This is a genomic window from Paenibacillus sp. (assembly GCF_048976745.1).
GTDB lineage: Bacteria > Bacillota > Bacilli > Paenibacillales > Paenibacillaceae > Paenibacillus.
This window is the reverse complement of the sequence record NZ_JBHGUU010000006.1, coordinates 99,587-116,751: the sequence shown is the minus strand read 5'-3', so window position 1 is coordinate 116,751 and position 17,165 is coordinate 99,587. Positions and strand designations below refer to the sequence as shown.

Below are 17,165 nucleotides of genomic sequence, written 5' to 3'. Positions count from 1 at the left end.
ACTCCAGCGTCCTCCCATAACGACTACACTCTGAATGAAATGTTCAGAGCGTAGTCCAACCGTAATTATCCGTTAATTAAACGTAATATATCATTGTAAGTTACTGCCAGCATCAACACAAACAACATCGCAAATCCGATGAAATGCACCATGCCTTCGCGATTGGGATCAACAGGTCTGCCGCGCAGCGCTTCAATTCCCAAAAATACGAGACGGCTGCCGTCCAGTGCAGGTATTGGTAGCAGGTTGAAAATCCCAAGATACAGACTCAAAATTGCTGCCCATCTTGTTAACTGCTCAATGCCTTGTTTAGCAATCTGCCCTGTCACTTCAAACGTACGAACTGGACCACCAATATCATCCATGTTGAATTGATTGATCAGGTGTTTAAAACCTTCAAATATTACTTTGGTTGTATCAACCATGGCCACGCCTGAGACTTTAAATGTCTCCGCAAATCCAACAGATCGGGTTGGCAACGTAGGTACGATCCCCACTTTACCGCCCTCTTGTCCTTCTACAGCACGTGGCGTGATTGTTATATTAAACGTATCCGAACCCCGGCGCAGCGTCCATTCCATCGGCTTGTCTTTGGAATCGGCAATCATCGACACCATTTTTTGTGAGTCTGTACCAATAACGGTACCATTGATCGTCTCGATAATATCGCCTTTTTGCAGGTTGGCCTGAGCGGCTGCCCCACCTTCAAGCACTTCACCAATTACTAGATTTTGGGGATTCTCCACCGGAACTCCTGCCATTTGTGCATATACAGCAAACAACACAAAAGCCAGGATAAAGTTCATCAGCGGTCCCGCAAAAATAGCCAATGCACGCTGTCCAACCGTTTTGCTGCCGAATTGACGATCTTTCGGTGCAATCTGGGTTTGTTTGCCCCGACTTACCAACATTGCTTGGGGATGAATTCGGTACTCCTGAATTTCACCATCTACGTCCAATTGCAGTTTCAGGGCATTCTCCATATCAATGGAGATGACTTCACCACGTATTACATTTTTACGGTTATCCAACTGGTCCAGATAAATCATCTTCACCTGGTCATCCGCAGATCTTACCGCAATGGTCTGTCCTTCCTGGATCTCTACCAGTTCCGGATCTTCCCCTGCCATCCGTGCATATCCACCAAAAGGCAACAAACGCAATGTAAACTGGGTCTCGTTTCTTTTATATGAGAACAATTTGGGACCAAAACCGATCGCAAATTCCCGTACAAGAATACCGGCGCGTTTGGCAAAATAATAATGCCCCCATTCATGAACCGTCACGATGACAAAGAACATGAGCACCGTTAGAAATACCACTTGTATGGTTTCCAATCCCTATCCATCCTCCTTCACGGCACATACCGCAGTCTGTCCCTATAGATTATCATTATTCTCTGATGCTGTACAAGAGAATCACTTCTTCCAAATTGTTATGAAAAAAGAGATTAAAGACTGGACGCAAGTTTACGGCTCTCCTGATCACAACGGGCGATCTCCTGCAGATCAGGCTCGTCCACATTGTGGTGTGCTTCCAGCACAGAAGCAATAATATCTTCTATTTTAAGGAATGAAATCTCTTTACGCAAGAAACGGGCTACAGCAACTTCGTTGGCTGCATTAAACGCCGTTGTTGCGGTTCCTCCCATTTTACCACAGTCATATGCCATTCTTAAACATGGGAACCGTTCCATATCCATCTCACGGAAATGTAATTTTCCAGCTTGAGCAAGGGACAGACGCTGTGCTGGTGATGGCAAGCGGTCAGGGTAAGTCAATGCATACTGAATGGGAACTCGCATATCCGGATTCCCCAGTTGAGCGATGATGCTGGTATCATCAAATTCCACATAGGAATGAATAACACTCTCAGGGTGAAGCAATACATTAATCTGATCATATCGAAGACCAAATAACCAATGTGCTTCAATGACCTCAAGTCCCTTGTTAACCATCGTTGCCGAGTCTATCGTAATTTTGGACCCCATTGACCAATTTGGATGTTTAAGCGCATCCTCTATCGTTACACTCTTCAACTGTTCACGGGTAAGATCACGAAATGATCCACCTGAAGCGGTGAGCGTGATGCCTGTCAGGCGTTCTCTGTTCTCACCATTCAAACATTGGTATATCGCAGAATGTTCGCTATCGATGGGAAGTAAAGAGACTCCTTTGGCAGCCGCTCTTGTAGTAACAATATGCCCTGCTGTAACCAACGTCTCCTTGTTGGCCAGTCCGATCTGTTTGCCTGCGTCTATGGCAGCAAGCGTTGACTCCAATCCAACGCTCCCCACCACCGCTGTAACAACCGTATGCGCCTCGGTTCCTGCCGCAACTTCTACAAGTCCTTCTGTGCCATAAAACAGTTGCGTTCCTGCCGGCAAATGTGGAGCTACCTTCTCCGCCAATGCTTTGGACCCCACCGATACTTTCTTCGGTCGGTAACGTTTGGTTTGTTCGATCAGTAGGTCTGTATTGCCTCCGGCAGCCAGTCCCTCTACTTGAAAGAGTTCTGGATGCATGTCAACTACATCCAGTGTCTGGGTACCGATGGAACCGGTTGAGCCGAGAATCGCAATTTTTTTCATGCTGCACCTCATCTTTAATTATCCAATGCCTACGGCGAACATTACCGTTATGTCAGACTCATGTTCTTCTTTAATAGGGCAGTAGCATTAGTATATGTACGAATGGAAATACAACAATCCAGCTGTCGCACCGATCAAGAATGCCTCCATGCCCTGGGAGAAGATTGCCTGAATCCTTGATATTATATACTCGTTTGTATGCAGACTGGATTAAGTCACCCATCTGACCTACGACTGCACAGGCAATTCCAATCACAATTGCTCTCTGCCAGGAAAGCAAACCATCTGATACTAATGCAAAAATAACAGAAGTAACAATGGCAATCACGATGCCACCCAGTGCACCTTCCACGGTTTTGTTTGGACTGATGGAAGGCCACAGTTTGTTTCTACCAATTAGCTTCCCTACAAAATAAGCTCCTGCATCACTGGCCCATATGGAGCCCAGCAACAGGAACGTCCAGAACAATCCATGATGCAGATGTCTGGATTCTGCAATGTAATAGAAACCGATCCCTATATACAACACGCCGAGGAAAAGCATAGCCACTGTATTTACGGGAACTTTATTTTTGGTGACAACCGAAGCTGTCATCAGTACAAGCATTACAATCCAGATGACCTGAAATAAGGATAGCGGTCTTGCCTCCCAAAGCATTTCCCAAGGAAAAACAATGGAAAAAACACCAGCATATCCAATCAGGGCCACACCTGAAAAAGGCATCACCCCGGTCATTTTAACAAATTCATAATAACCGATGAGAGCCATAAGCAATACCAAACCATGGTACCAGGGTCCGCCCAGCATGCAAAAACCTAAAAACAACACACCTGCTATGATTCCTGTCGTTAATCGCTGTTTCAACGGCTTCATCCTCCATCTATTTCAAACCGCCGTAACGCCTTGTTCTGCGCTGATATTCGGCTACTGCTTCAAGCAAATGCTTTTTGCCAAATTCGGGCCAGTATATATCCGTAAACCATAATTCACTATATGCAAGCTGCCAAAGCATAAAGTTGCTTAATCTCAGCTCTCCGCTCGTCCGGATCAATAGATCTGGATCGGGCATATCAACCGTCAGCATATGTCTATCAATGAGTTCAGGTGTTATGTCCTCTGCAGATAGTTCCCCCGATTTCACTTGCAGAGCGATCTGTTTAACACAGTCCGTCATTTCACGACGACTTCCATAGTTCATTGCAAAGTTCAAAACGAGACCTGTATTATGTTCCGTAAGACGAATGGCTTCCCGCAAGGCATTGATGGTATGAGAAGGTAAATGTTCCTCTTGGCCCATCATGCGAATGCGCACATTTTTTTCTATAAGTTCATCCAGCTCTATGGCCAGAAATTCTTGCGGAAGTCGCATCAGAAAATCCACTTCTTCTTTTGGACGCGTCCAGTTTTCTGTCGAAAAAGCGTACATCGTCAGATATTTGATGCCCAGTTCATCCGCCGCGATGGTCGCACGTTTGACCGCCTTCATGCCATTTTGGTGCCCGGCTATACGCGGGAGTCCCAAACGTTTGGCCCATCGTCCATTGCCGTCCATGATGATGGCGACGTGCTGCGGGATATTGTCCTCGGATATAGTCAGCGTTTCCTGCTTGTCAGCCCCATTCCACCACGACCGAACCCGTTTGATCATTCCTGTTCCTCCAAAATCCCTGAAGTTTCTTCATCTGAAGCTTGGAAAAAGAGACAAAACCCCACCGTATTGGAGGGGCTGCGCTTGTCTTACACTTCCATGATTTCTTTTTCTTTGGCAGCGAGTACCTTATCGACTTCAGCAATAAACTTGTCGGTCGATTTTTGGATATCATCCTGATGTCTCCGGGATTCATCCTCGGAAATATCTGACTTCTCCATTTTCTTGATATCATCATTCGCATCACGGCGAATGTTACGAATCGCTACTTTACCTTCTTCACCGAACTTTTTCGTCAGCTTAACAAGTTCCGCTCTACGTTCTTCCGTCAAAGCCGGAATGGACAAACGGATCATGTTACCATCATTGGCTGGAGTAAGACCCAGATCCGATTTCATGATGGCACGCTCGATGTCACTCATGGAAGATTTGTCCCAAGGCTGAATCATCAGTGTACGGGAATCCGGAGTACTGATATTAGCGAGTTGATTCAATGGCGTCATTGCTCCATAATACTCTACCTGAACTCGGTCCAGAAGAGCTGGAGTAGCGCGGCCTGCACGCAAAGTAGCCAGGTCACGACGCAATGCTTGAATTGCTTTTTCCATACGCTCTTCGGCATGTTGTTTAACCGCTTGTGGCATTAATCTACACTCCCTTTAACGATTGTTCCGATACGTTCACCCAGAACAACACGCTTGATGTTACCTTGTTCCGTAATGGCAAATACGATCAACGGGATGTTGTTGTCCTTACAAAGCGAGGATGCCGTTGAATCCATTACACCAAGGTCTTTGTTAAGAATATCCATGTAAGTCAACTGATCAAATTTCACAGCTGTACTATCCTTAAACGGATCTGCTGAGTATACACCATCAACTTTATTTTTGGCCATCAAGATAACTTCTGCTTCAATCTCCGCTGCGCGCAGTGCTGCTGTTGTATCCGTGGAAAAGAACGGGTTACCTGTACCTGCTGCAAAAATAACGACCCGGCCTTTCTCCAGATGGCGAATAGCTCTACGACGAATATAAGGCTCTGCAATTTGTTGCATTGCAATAGATGTCTGTACACGCGTTGGTACTTCAATCTGTTCCAAAGCATCCTGCAGTGCCAGCGAGTTCATTACTGTCGCCAGCATACCCATATAATCGGCAGTTGCACGATCGATGCCATTTTCGCTACCGGCAATTCCACGCCAGATGTTTCCGCCGCCACATACAATAGCAACCTGTACACCAAGTGCAACAACCTCTTTTACCTGTTGGGCGATCGACGAGATCGTATCTGCATCAATACCGTAGCCGTTTTGACCGGAAAGAGACTCTCCGCTGACCTTTAAGACAACACGTTTAAATACTGGCTGTTCCAATTATTCACCCTCCACTTTGAATTGAACACACTTAGTGTTCAACCAACAAAACTTCTCGCGCATGGCCTCCTGCTTAAAAAGAAAGGAACACAGTTGTGTTCCGCTCTTTTAGGAAAAACGTCTAACCGGTAAGGCACTGTTTTCCTGAGATATAAGGGAGTTTACGCTTCGAAGTTTTATCATTCTTATATCTTCGAAAATCAATCCTGCTCGCCGGTTTAAAGAAACCGTCTTATTTGTTTACTTGGGACATTACTTCTTCTACGAAGTTGTCTACTTTTTTCTCAAGACCTTCACCCAGTTCGTAACGAACGAAACGACGGATGGAGATGTTTTCACCAATTTGGCTGATTTTTTCATTCAGCAATTGGGAGATCGTTTTGTCTGGATCTTTAACGAAAGTTTGTTCCATCAGGCAGTACTCTTCGTAGTATTTACCGATACGGCCTTCAACCATTTTTTCAATGATTTTCTCTGGTTTGCCTTCGTTAAGAGCTTGAGCTTTCAGGATTTCTTTTTCTTTTTCCAGCTCATCTGCAGGAACTTCTTCGCGTGTAACGAATTTAGGATTAGCTGCAGCGATTTGCATAGCTACATCTTTAACAAAATCCTTAAATTGATCCGTTTTACCAACGAAGTCTGTCTCACAGTTAACTTCAACCAAGACACCAATACGTCCACCAGCGTGGATGTAAGATTCTACAACACCTTCAGTTGCTGCACGGCCTGCTTTGCTTGCTGCTGCAGAAAGACCTTTCTCACGCAACAATTCAGCTGCTTTCGTTACATCACCGTTTGCTTCTTCCAATGCTTTTTTGCAATCGAGCATACCAGCGCCCGTTCTTTCGCGAAGTTCTTTTACTGCACTCGCATTAACTGCCATTATAAATTCCCTCCAAAATTAAGTATTGTACGTACACTCTAAAAAAAGGGCAGTGAGAGGTTATCCACCTGCCAACCACCCTTTTCATTTAGTTTATAACATATGTTCGAATCTATTAAGCGGAAGTTTCTTCGCCTTGGTTAGCTTCGATTACAGCATCAGCCATTTTACCTGTCAGCAATTTAACAGCGCGGATCGCGTCGTCATTACCTGGGATAACATAATCGATCTCGTCCGGATCGCAGTTAGTATCAACGATACCAACAATTGGGATACCCAATTTGCGAGCTTCCGCAACAGCGATACGCTCTTTGCGTGGATCGATGATGAACAGGGCGCTTGGCAGGCCTTTCATATTTTTAATACCGCCCAAGAATTTCTCCAGACGATCTTTTTCTTTGCGAAGCAAGATTACTTCTTTTTTAGGCAATACAGCGAATGTACCGTCTTCTTCCCAAGCTTCCAACTGTTTCAAACGATCAATACGTTTTTGAATAGTTTGGAAGTTAGTCAGGGTACCGCCGAGCCAGCGTTGGTTAATGTAGAATTGACCAGCACGTTCAGCTTCTTCTTTAACGGAATCTTGAGCTTGTTTCTTAGTACCCACGAAAAGAATTTTACCATTCTCTCCTGCGATTCCTTTAACGAAGTTGTAAGCCTCTTCGACTTTTTTCACCGTTTTTTGCAAATCGATGATGTAAATTCCGTTTCTTTCAGTGAAGATATAACGATCCATTTTTGGGTTCCAACGACGAGTTTGGTGACCGAAGTGTACCCCAGCTTCGAGAAGCTGCTTCATGGAGATTACTGCCATCTTCACACACCTCCTAATATGGTTTTTATTGTGTCCTCCGCCGGCATCATTTTTCGCCAAGACTCTCCATAAGGAAAGCACCCTCAACAAAATTAGCACATGCGTGTGTTTTAACACCGTTATCTAATATATCACAACTGACTGTCTGATGCAACAGCCTTTGAAGCTAAAATCTACTTTTTAATTTTTGCTAGTATCGAATCATTTTAAACCTGATATGTAACTCAATACTAATTATTATCAAGCTTCGGAAATGCACCGTTTAATACGCAAAAACCGCCCTGTCCGAGCATGCTCAGTTTGACGGTTCTTTCGTAATTTTTGCGATAATGGATTTGAAACTTTCGCCTTTTTCAAGCGCATAAGTACCCACTTGGATTTTGGTATTGATTCGCTCAGCTTTGCCAGCCTTGATGAATGCTTGAGCATCATCTACGATTCCCGCGGTTTTTAGATTTGCTGCAACGATTGCCAGACTATTGCCTGAACGTACTTTGAATGATACTGTTGCGCCTTTTGGATTGCTCGGCGTTACAGGTTCTGTTGTCTTCGGCTCAGTTATCTCTTTCTGCCCTTCAACTTCACTTGCAGCAGGCTCTTGTGGGTTCTCAGGCTCTGCAGGTATCTCCGTAGAGGTTGCTGTCTCTGGCGGTGTTGCTGTATTCCCCTGCAACTCACTGCTCTCCTGTTTTTTCTTTGTCACCCACTCTGCTTCTGTGTATAGTTCCTCTTCAGAACCAACCAACTTCATATCCAAGGTTTTCGCGGCCGTTTCAAGCTGTTCTTTGGTCATATTGGCAGTCTGCTCGGGGTCCAGATTACTATCCGATAATGCATTTTGTCCGACTGTTGCCAGTTGAAGCAAAACTGCACCAATAATCATACCGCTCCCCAGACCAATCCATAAGGATCGCTTGTCCATGACTTAGCTTTCCTCCCGTTCTGCCAATTGCAGTATTAACTGTACCTCTCCACGCTGAATGCCTGTCTGCTTGGATATGGCATCCATCGACTTACCCTCAGCATGTAGATTAAAGAGTTCTACATATCGATCTTTAATCGATTCACGCCCAGGCAAAGATTCAACTTTGCTGGTCAATATGTCTGCTTCTAACGCCTGCTGGGCCGCTTCTGCTTGTACACTTTTAACGAGCGCTTGAGCTTGCAAACCTTCGGAAGCTTGCACCGGTGCACTACCTGGGTGTGGCACAGGTGATGCGACAGGTTCGATTTTTTTGCTCTGTTCCAACTGATCCAAGCGCTGCTGTAATTCCTGGAGTTGCAATTGCATACGTTGATCGGCTGCCGTTGCTTCTCCCTTCATTTCAGCCACACGTTGAATAAGAGCATCATTATCATTTTCGATCTCGGTCATGTAGTGTTCAAGCGTAGATTCCATCTCCTGCACCAGTTGATGCCCGGGCTCTTGCGCCTTGTTTTTCCGAGGCATAATATAAGCGTAGGCGATGGCGCAGGCCCCTAGTATGACAATAATGATCCATGGTGACAAATTGGGTTCTCTCCTTCTGATTCAACCATCGGTGCGCAAGACTCCATGTCCATAACAACCATCTATTATAAAGACAGATCTATGTGTTTTCCTTTGTACGGGTGCTCTGCAGGTTTGACAATTTCTTGAGCCTGAGCCGTCTCCTGTCCATCGGAACCACTCTGCTGATTCCCATCATTGGTATGACCATCACGCACCGAAGTCTGTGAAGTTTCGTCCATTGCTTCGCTTCGTTGTCTTGCTTCATTTGCTTCTTTCGACGTTTGCTCTGCCAGAAGATTCTGATCCGTAATCGGTCGCTGCTGGGCTTCACTTTGATAACGTCCCGCTTCGCTTGTTCGTGGTACCGCAATCTGCAACTCCACTGCTTTGAAACTCATACGCTCACCTCACGGTTTCGAATGGATTTCTTCCTGTGCCTGAATGCTGTACTTAAACGTAAGGAACCATCGTAATATCGCCATCATGATAATAAAATGAAATTCGACTCACTGGATCTTTAATAAATTTCGTGTATCTGCCGATAACTATTTTAGAGCCTCCATAAATCATCTTCAGAATATCAACACGAGCCTTACTTGTATCTTCAAGTGCCTTTTCAATTTCAAAGATGCGCATTTTCGTTTCTTCACTTATACGAAGAGCAGATTTCTGCGTAGCATTCAGCTTGATCCGCATCGACATTTTATCCGGACTTAATTGTCCAGCGGCAGCTAACTGGTCTAACAATGTCAAAGCTTTCTTCGTTTTGTCCAAGGAGTCCATCTGTTCTCTGGCTTCCTTGCGCAGATCATTCAGTTCATTACGCAGCTTTGGCAGTACACCAACTTCAATGGAAGTGACCGTGGACATGCTGTTGCCCACAATACGTGCTGAGACGTTCTGACCAGCCTGGATCGAGCCACCAACGATAAGACCTTTGGTTCCTGCACAGATGACACCATGGCCAGCACGAATATTGGAATGCATAATACTTTGGGAAACCAGAACATCTTCACCAGCATCCACATTGCCTTCTTGAATAAAGCTACATTTAACATTATGGCCTGCTTGTACCAGTCCTTTGTTATAACCAATAATACCACCGGTGATTTCGATTGAGCCGCCTGCTTCCAGTTCCGCTCCTTCGACACCTCCGACGACACGAATGTCACCTGCTGCTTTTACTTTAAATCCGGTAAGTACATTGCCTCGTATAACAACCGTGCCTACAAAGTCGATATTACCGTTATTGTAATCAACGTCACCATTGACTTCATAGACCGGAAACACATTGAGTTTGTTACCATCGGTTTTGGTAACCAGCCCATCCAGGGCAGCATACATCGCAGAACCATCCGGGTTAATCACAACGTTTTTCCCAACTTTAAACCGAGCTTCTTTTCCCGGACGATAAGGAATTTCTTCACCCGTTACTGCCCTGCCCGGTATGCCCTCGCAAGGAGCGATTCGCTCTGCAATGATCTGACCACTACGGACATTGTTTAACCGGGTCACTTCTTTGTAATCGACGGTTCCATCTTCCGATTCGAGCGGTCGTCGTTCATTCGTATCGTCCATCCCAACCAGAATCTTGATGAATCCATCTGTTCCCTGAATAGGAGCGATACCTTCGGCAATCTTGTATTTATCTTTTAAATAGGTTTCAGGGTTACTCACAAAAAGTAATAATGCCTCTCGCGATACACCTTGTTTGATGCCCTTGTTCACCACAAATTGTTCAAGTTCATCAATCGTGCAGGCAAAGCCTTCTTCCTCTTTGGAAAATTCAAGGTAGGCTGTACATTTGTCGTCCGATAAAACAATGTTTAAACATTGCTCCAAAGCAGTCCGCTGTGTCACTCCAGTTCTTCCCCCTTTTAGACTTTCCACTCCCCAAACTCCAATGATATTACTTCTCTCTATTAATCTTTACGCATCAACAAATCTTTCTGTTTGTCCAACGTCCCGCGTAATCGTAATATTGCCTTGGAATGTAACTGGGATATACGAGACGGAGAAAGAGACATAACCTCAGCAATTTCACTAAGAGAAAGATCTTCGTAATACAAGAGTGAAACAACCGTTCTCTCTTTTACCGTCAACTTGTCAAGCCCTTGCACCAAAGCTTCCTTTAAATAAAACTCATTGACTTTATAATCCGGATTTTTGGCTTTCTCATCCACCATCAAAGACAGACGAGTCTCAGACTCTTCTTCACGAATGGGGTCCTCCAGCGAGCAAAGTGACATGACTGCCACTTCCTGAAGCATATGTTGAAAATCTTTGGTAGACACGTCCAGATACTCGCTCATTTCCTCATCACTAACGGATCTGAGATAACTTTGTTCCAGTTGTTGATAGGCGTCTTCAATTCGCTTGGCCTTCTCTCGAACAGAACGCGGAACCCAGTCACCTTGACGCAGACCATCAAGAATGGCTCCGCGGACCCTCCATGATGCATAAGTTTCAAATTGCAGACCACGTTCATAATCGAATTTCTCCAATGCATCAATTAACCCCATAACGCCATTGCTCTCCAAGTCATCCTTGGGAACATTTTTGGGCAAACCAACAGCCAGTCGACCGGATACATAGTTTACAATATGAAGATACTTTTCAATCAAAGTTTTCTTGGCTTCAAGATCACCATGTTCTTTCCACTTTTCCCACAGATCAGAATGGTTCAAATGTGAAGCTTTACGCTCGTTCAATTGCTTTCACCCTCCTTATTTGTCTGTCAGGTGACGAACGGCCTGCGCCAATTCCTCCGGATCCTTGGTCCGGACAAGTTTAGGCGGATCCAAAGGGGCGAATCCCGTTGGAGCTTTCGTCTCAGATGGCGGAACATCGTCCCCAGATGAAGCGTTCTGTCCACTCTTGAGCAAATCATTCAGCTCTTGTCCATCATCTTCGATTTTAATGTCCACCTGTGAACCTCTTTGATCTTGAGCACTTGGTGAATCATAAACATATCCATTTCCCTCGGCCTGAGGGTTCAGCAGCAATCCCAATCCCCAGCGTAAACCGTATGCAAGGACAAACCAGGCTACGAATCCGATCAATCCGCGAATTAAACTGGTCATCAACACATTGCTGCTGTATGCTACAAAAAAAGTAAGAATAAACCCAACGATGCCTGCTCCAAGATTAATGCGGTAGTTTCCTATCATAGTCTTATAATTCCTTTACACCCATTTGTACACTTCGAATAGTCAAAAGTCCAGTTTCACAATCCATCTCAATCGTTCGTCCATAATTCCCACCCGTATCTTCTGCAAGAAGAGGGATATTGAGTTTTTGAAGCCACTCTCGACAAGAATCTGCATTCCGTGGTCCAATGCGCATTGTATCTCCAGCGCCAGCAAAGGCAAACATCTGAGAGCCTCCGGCCATTTTAGACACAATACGTGAGTGAGAAGCGCCTAGTTTTATCATCTTTTCCAAAAGCTCGGGCAACGCCGTATCCGCATATTTCGCAGTGTTCAGTTTCCCTTCGCGGGCGATCTCTGAAGTAGGAAGCATGACATGCGCCATTCCAGCCAGCTTCAAATGTGGGTCATACATTGTTAATCCCACACACGAACCCAAGCCAGTCGTACGGATTACACCAGGAAGATGAGCGATGTTTAAATCCGCCATACCGACTTTAACGACGCTTTTGTCCTCAATCATGGCTCAGTGGCACCCCTAGCGATTCAAATATCTTTGCAAAGGATGGTGGATCCGGAATGAGGAAGAACTGACCCTCAACTTGATCTTCACCTTCAAAGAAAGATGTGTCAATCAACAATGCAGCGTCACCCATCTCGCCAAACTGCAACAAGCCATAACTTAGAATGGCACCCGCCATGTCGATGGCAAGTCCAGGAACGGTTGGGTACATGGACAACTTCGTGAAATCTGCCAAAGAAGAAAGATAGGATCCAGCCAAAATATTTCCAATCTCGGAAAGCGCTGATTGCTCCATATCTGTAAAAGCGAGTCCTTCTTTCAGATCAAACCCGGCAAGTCTATTCAACAACATTTTAGCAGCCTCTGGTGTCATCATAAAGAAAAGATTTCCCGGTGCTTCCCCTTCAACACGAAGAAATACGGTAACAACGATGCGTTCATCTCCGCCCACTTTTTCGGCAACTTCTTCAAAAGGGAGCATTTGTACTTTAGGTACACCCATGTCAATCGGTCTGTTGAGGAGTTGAGACAACGCCGTTGCGGCGTTGCCTGCTCCAATGTTACCGACCTCTTTGAGCACATCCATCTGGAATACCTCAAATCGGTTGAACATCTCCACGGTACTAGCCCTCAACACTTTCCAGCTGTACTATCTCGCTTTTATTTAATACTTCGTTCAAGTTAAGCATAATCAGCAAGCGTGAATCCTCCAATTTAGCAACACCTCGCAGATATCTCGCTTTGACGCCGCCAACCACTTCTGGTGGGCTATCAATCGCACTGCTTTTGATATCAATAACGTCATTTGCAGAATCTACGATAAAGCCAACTTGCATGTCGTCTACACCTACGATAACGATACGAGTCTGATCCGTGTACTCCGATTCCGGAAGGGAGAAACGACCGCGTAGATCAATGACCGGAATAACAACACCACGTAGATTAATAACTCCTTTTACAAAGGAAAGTGTCTTGGGAACACGGGTAATTGGCATCATACGCTCAATCGTCTGAACCTTGTCTACCTCAATACCATACTCTTCGGAACCCAATTTAAAGACGATGACTTTCAACTCTTCTTCCATGTAAAAAACCTCCCTATTAAATGTAAGACTTAGCTCTATACTTATTTAATAAATGCATTAGGATCAAGAATCAGGGCTACTTGTCCATCTCCGAGAATGGTTGCTCCAGAGATTCCTTCAATAGCAGGAAGATAAGTTCCCATTGATTTGAGAACAATCTCACTCTGTCCAATAAATTCTTCAACAGCTACAGCTGCAAGACGGTCGCCTTTACGAATCACGACAATTTCTGTTTCCTGCTCATCGGCATCTTTGAAATCCGGTACGGAGAAAACTTCGCTCAAGGACAAGTACGGAATCAGTGACTCACGGAACGTGATCATTTTATTGCCGTGAATATTACGAACTTGCTCACGTTGTACAATGGCCGTCTCTACAATGGAGGATAATGGAACAGCATATTTCTCTGAACCAAGTCGTACAAGCATTGCAGCGATAATGGACAGGGTCAACGGAAGCTGAACAGAGAAGTTTGTACCTTTGCCTGGAGTTGAATGAATGGTTACATTACCTCCAAGCGAAGTGATCTTCGATTTTACAACATCCAAGCCAACGCCCCGACCAGAAATATCCGAGATAATATCAGCAGTACTAAAGCCAGGTGCGAACAACAGTTGATTCACTTCATCGTCACTCATCTTGGCACCTTGTTCTTCGGTTACAACACCACGTTTGATCGCAGTTTTCAAAAGCTTGTCGCGATAGATACCTTTACCATCATCTTCAATCTCAATAAACACGTGATTTCCACTGTGGAAGGCGCGCAGGTTCACTGTGCCCATCTCTGGTTTACCGGCAGCTACACGCTCTGCAATGGATTCCACACCATGGTCAACTGCATTACGCAGTAGATGCACAAGCGGATCACCAATCTCATCAATTACCGTACGATCCAATTCTGTCTCAGCACCTGTAATAACCAGATCAATTTTCTTATCAAGTGTCTTAGCCAGATCACGGATCATGCGTGGGAATCGATTAAATACGGTGTCTACCGGAACCATCCGCAATTTCAGTACAATATTTTGCAAATCTGTGCTAACCCGGCTTAAATGGGCTACTGTATCGGATAAATCATTGTTACCTGTCTCACTGGCCAGTTGTTCCAGTCGTGAACGGTCAATCAACAATTCACTGAACAGGTTCATCAATACATCGAGACGTTCAATATCCACACGAATGGTACGTGAAGGTGCAGCAGCTTGCTTCGGCGCAGCTGTTTTAGCTGGTGCCGTCTTGGCTTCTTCTTGAGGTGCAGAATTATTATCCAGCGAAACAACCTCAGTTACAACTGCTGGCGCGAGTGGCGCCTCAACTGTAGCTGCTACCTGATTGGCCATCTGCTGAAGAGTCTCCTGATCCAATTGAATGAGCTTTGCACTTTCAATCTCAGAGATACTCATGATGCCTTCTTCCAGTTCGTGCGCCTCTTTAGTTGTTATGTAATACAACGAGAAACTGCGCTCAAACTTTTCCTGCTCAATATCCTGAACGGATGGGTAAGCCTTAACGACTTCACCTGAACGTTCCAGCATATCAAACACCATATAAGCCCGTACACCTTTTAACTGGCTATGTTCGCTAACAAGCACATCCACGTAGAACACACGATGACCTTCAGCGATCGACTGATCCAGCACCGAATATTGGAATTCATCCAGCTCCACAGCCGAAGAAATTGAAGCGTTAGCCGGCTTGTTTGTTTCCGCAGCAGGTGCACCTCCGTTTGTCATTTCACCATTTTCAATGGCTTGAAGTGAAGCAACGATCGACGACACATCTGCCTTACCTTGTCCACCTTCGGTAATATCCTGAACCATGGTTTCCAAAGCATCCAGACTTTTAAACATGGTGTCAAAAATGAAATCCTGCATTTTTAACTTCTCATTACGAACCAGATCCAACACATTTTCCATTTTATGTGTCAGTGATGCCAGATCTTCAAAGCCCATTGTTGCTGCCATACCCTTCAAGGTATGAGCCGAGCGGAATATAACCTGAACTATGCCCAGATCTTCCGGATTGCCTTCAAGTTGAAGCATGTTTTCGTTAAGCGATTGCAGATGATCATTAGACTCATCAATAAACATGGATAAATATTGGTTCATGTCCATTGTGAGGCACCTCCTCCGTGAGTTACACTCCGTTATTTCACTGCTTGAACAAGTTTAGATGCAATCTCCTGCAGTGGCAGAAGATGACGAACGCATTGCAGCTCTACAGCAGAACGCGGCATACCATATACAACACATGTTTCTTCATTCTCGGCAAAGGTTGATGTAACTCCAGCTTCGTATAATCTCTTCATCATACGTGCTCCATCACTTCCCATCCCCGTCAGCAAAACAAGATGCCTTTGTAAAGATGTAAACGGCAGAAGCGACTCAAACATCGTATCCACTGAAGGTCTATGCCCATTCACTGGTTGATCTTCAGTCAGCTTCACGACAAACTTCCCGTCTGCTGTTTTGTTAACTTTCACATGGAATCCGCCGGGCGCTATATAGGCAGTCCCTTTTTTCAGGACCATGCCCTCTTCAGCTTCAACCACATGGAGGGGACTGAACGTATTCAATCTTTGAGCCAGTGAACGTGTGAAATTGGGCGGCATATGCTGCACAATAATGACAGGTGCTGGCAAATCAGCAGGCAACTGCTCGAGCAATGTCTTGAGTGCCCTCGGTCCACCCGTAGAACAACCTATTGCCACAAGTTTGTTGAATGTTCCTTCCGGCCCCCCTGCACCTTTGGGGACAGGATTAGGCTTGATTAAATCCTTGGCTTTTGCAGAGGCAGATGCTGCTGCTATTTGGTCAGCTGCTACTTTAGCTGCATTAGGTAACCGAACTTCCTTCGGAGTCTGCACTGGATTAGCTGACCTCACTGCTCTGTCTGCATTTGTCCCCGATTTACGCTCTACCTTCGGCAAAGGCTCAGGTTTACTCTCTACCCGGCCTGGTTTCGAAGGAGGTGATAATGACTCAATTGGTTTCTTGGATTTGGCCTGAAAGGTTTCAGTCTGCTCTCGAAGAGAGCGTGGACTCGTCTGGGCAGGTTCAATCGTTTTTTTCACAGGCTCTACTCGATCCCTACCTGGCATTTCTTTCTGTACCTGTTGAGCTGAAGGCGCGACTGTTCCTCGCGAGATGTCTCTATTTTTCAAGGATAAATCACGATCAGCTTTTCGTTTGATCTCATTCATCGCAGCACGCATGCGCTCAACCAGTGCTTTACCGACTTGAGCAATATCCTGGTCATGTGAAATAGATGGTTTGCGAATAAAGTCAAATGCCCCGGCTTCAAGCGCCATAATGGTTTCTTTCATGCCTTGTTCATTGATACCAGAGAGCATAATCACAGGAACGAAGGATTCCTTCATAATTGATTTTAATGCGTCCAACCCATTCATTTCGGGCATCTCAACATCCATTGTTATAATATCGGGTTTCAATTCTAGTGATTTTTGAATAGCTTCTCTACCATTTGAAGCCGTTGCCGTTACCTTGAATTCCGGATCCGCTTGGATCAAATCCGTAACAATCTTACGCATAAAAGCGGAATCATCGACAACCAATACTTGATACACCGCCATGTTGTGTCACCCCTGT

The 17,165-nt window shown here is 45.1% G+C and carries 19 protein-coding genes; all 19 read right to left on the bottom strand.

All coding sequences use genetic code 11. The features are described 5' to 3' along the window. Positions 1–65 precede the first annotated feature (65 nt). The 19 genes from rseP to ACE3K2_RS07240 all read right to left on the bottom strand — a co-directional run bounded on the left by rseP (position 66) and on the right by ACE3K2_RS07240 (position 17,149). Positions 66–1,337 (bottom strand): RIP metalloprotease RseP, encoded by a 1,272-nt coding sequence (gene rseP, locus ACE3K2_RS07330; RefSeq protein WP_421888572.1) that lies wholly within the window; start codon positions 1,335–1,337, stop codon positions 66–68. Between the two features lie 113 nt (positions 1,338–1,450). Then, positions 1,451–2,590, bottom strand: coding sequence for a 1-deoxy-D-xylulose-5-phosphate reductoisomerase (locus ACE3K2_RS07325; protein ID WP_421888570.1), 1,140 nt, complete (start codon positions 2,588–2,590; stop codon positions 1,451–1,453). A gap of 70 nt (positions 2,591–2,660) precedes the next feature. Then, entirely contained in the window at positions 2,661–3,455 is a 795-nt protein-coding gene (locus ACE3K2_RS07320) for a phosphatidate cytidylyltransferase (RefSeq protein WP_421888568.1), read from the bottom strand. A 16-nt stretch (positions 3,456–3,471) separates the two neighbouring features. After that, positions 3,472–4,239: an isoprenyl transferase gene (locus ACE3K2_RS07315; protein WP_017689151.1), complete on the bottom strand. Its 768-nt coding sequence runs from the start codon at positions 4,237–4,239 to the stop codon at positions 3,472–3,474. An 89-nt stretch (positions 4,240–4,328) separates the two neighbouring features. Then, on the bottom strand, positions 4,329–4,883 hold the full coding sequence (gene frr / locus ACE3K2_RS07310) for a ribosome recycling factor (protein ID WP_421888566.1): 555 nt from the start codon (positions 4,881–4,883) through the stop codon (positions 4,329–4,331). Beyond that, a complete protein-coding gene (gene pyrH, locus ACE3K2_RS07305; RefSeq protein WP_017689153.1) occupies positions 4,883–5,611 on the bottom strand; it encodes a UMP kinase in 729 nt (242 codons plus the stop codon). Before pyrH ends, frr begins: the two co-directional genes overlap by 1 nt. 232 nt (positions 5,612–5,843) lie before the next feature. Then, positions 5,844–6,494 (bottom strand): translation elongation factor Ts, encoded by a 651-nt coding sequence (tsf, locus tag ACE3K2_RS07300; protein ID WP_124114084.1) that lies wholly within the window; start codon positions 6,492–6,494, stop codon positions 5,844–5,846. A 115-nt stretch (positions 6,495–6,609) separates the two neighbouring features. Continuing rightward, a complete protein-coding gene (gene rpsB / locus ACE3K2_RS07295) occupies positions 6,610–7,308 on the bottom strand; it encodes a 30S ribosomal protein S2 (protein ID WP_017689155.1) in 699 nt (232 codons plus the stop codon). Between the two features lie 295 nt (positions 7,309–7,603). After that, a complete protein-coding gene (locus tag ACE3K2_RS07290; RefSeq protein ID WP_421888563.1) occupies positions 7,604–8,230 on the bottom strand; it encodes a hypothetical protein in 627 nt (208 codons plus the stop codon). A gap of 3 nt (positions 8,231–8,233) precedes the next feature. Continuing rightward, positions 8,234–8,818 (bottom strand): hypothetical protein, encoded by a 585-nt coding sequence (locus ACE3K2_RS07285; RefSeq protein WP_421888561.1) that lies wholly within the window; start codon positions 8,816–8,818, stop codon positions 8,234–8,236. A gap of 65 nt (positions 8,819–8,883) precedes the next feature. Further along, entirely contained in the window at positions 8,884–9,198 is a 315-nt protein-coding gene (locus ACE3K2_RS07280; RefSeq protein WP_421888559.1) for a hypothetical protein, read from the bottom strand. Between the two features lie 52 nt (positions 9,199–9,250). Beyond that, positions 9,251–10,660, bottom strand: a complete 1,410-nt coding sequence (locus tag ACE3K2_RS07275; protein WP_421888557.1) for a DUF342 domain-containing protein — start codon at positions 10,658–10,660, stop codon at positions 9,251–9,253. Between the two features lie 62 nt (positions 10,661–10,722). Next, on the bottom strand, positions 10,723–11,511 hold the full coding sequence (locus ACE3K2_RS07270; protein ID WP_017689160.1) for a FliA/WhiG family RNA polymerase sigma factor: 789 nt from the start codon (positions 11,509–11,511) through the stop codon (positions 10,723–10,725). 15 nt (positions 11,512–11,526) lie between these two features. After that, positions 11,527–11,970, bottom strand: a complete 444-nt coding sequence (locus tag ACE3K2_RS07265; RefSeq protein WP_421888555.1) for a hypothetical protein — start codon at positions 11,968–11,970, stop codon at positions 11,527–11,529. 4 nt (positions 11,971–11,974) lie between these two features. Continuing rightward, entirely contained in the window at positions 11,975–12,472 is a 498-nt protein-coding gene (locus ACE3K2_RS07260; RefSeq protein WP_017689162.1) for a chemotaxis protein CheD, read from the bottom strand. Further along, on the bottom strand, positions 12,465–13,085 hold the full coding sequence (locus ACE3K2_RS07255) for a chemotaxis protein CheC (RefSeq protein WP_338594906.1): 621 nt from the start codon (positions 13,083–13,085) through the stop codon (positions 12,465–12,467). Before ACE3K2_RS07255 ends, ACE3K2_RS07260 begins: the two co-directional genes overlap by 8 nt. Before the next feature lie 10 nt (positions 13,086–13,095). Then, complete coding sequence (locus ACE3K2_RS07250) at positions 13,096–13,557, bottom strand: chemotaxis protein CheW (RefSeq protein ID WP_145318865.1); 462 nt, start codon at positions 13,555–13,557, stop codon at positions 13,096–13,098. 41 nt (positions 13,558–13,598) lie between these two features. Continuing rightward, positions 13,599–15,671, bottom strand: coding sequence for a chemotaxis protein CheW (locus ACE3K2_RS07245; RefSeq protein WP_421888552.1), 2,073 nt, complete (start codon positions 15,669–15,671; stop codon positions 13,599–13,601). Positions 15,672–15,703: 32 nt separating this feature from the next. After that, positions 15,704–17,149: a protein-glutamate methylesterase/protein-glutamine glutaminase gene (locus ACE3K2_RS07240; protein ID WP_421888550.1), complete on the bottom strand. Its 1,446-nt coding sequence runs from the start codon at positions 17,147–17,149 to the stop codon at positions 15,704–15,706. Between the last annotated feature and the right edge of the window lie 16 nt (positions 17,150–17,165).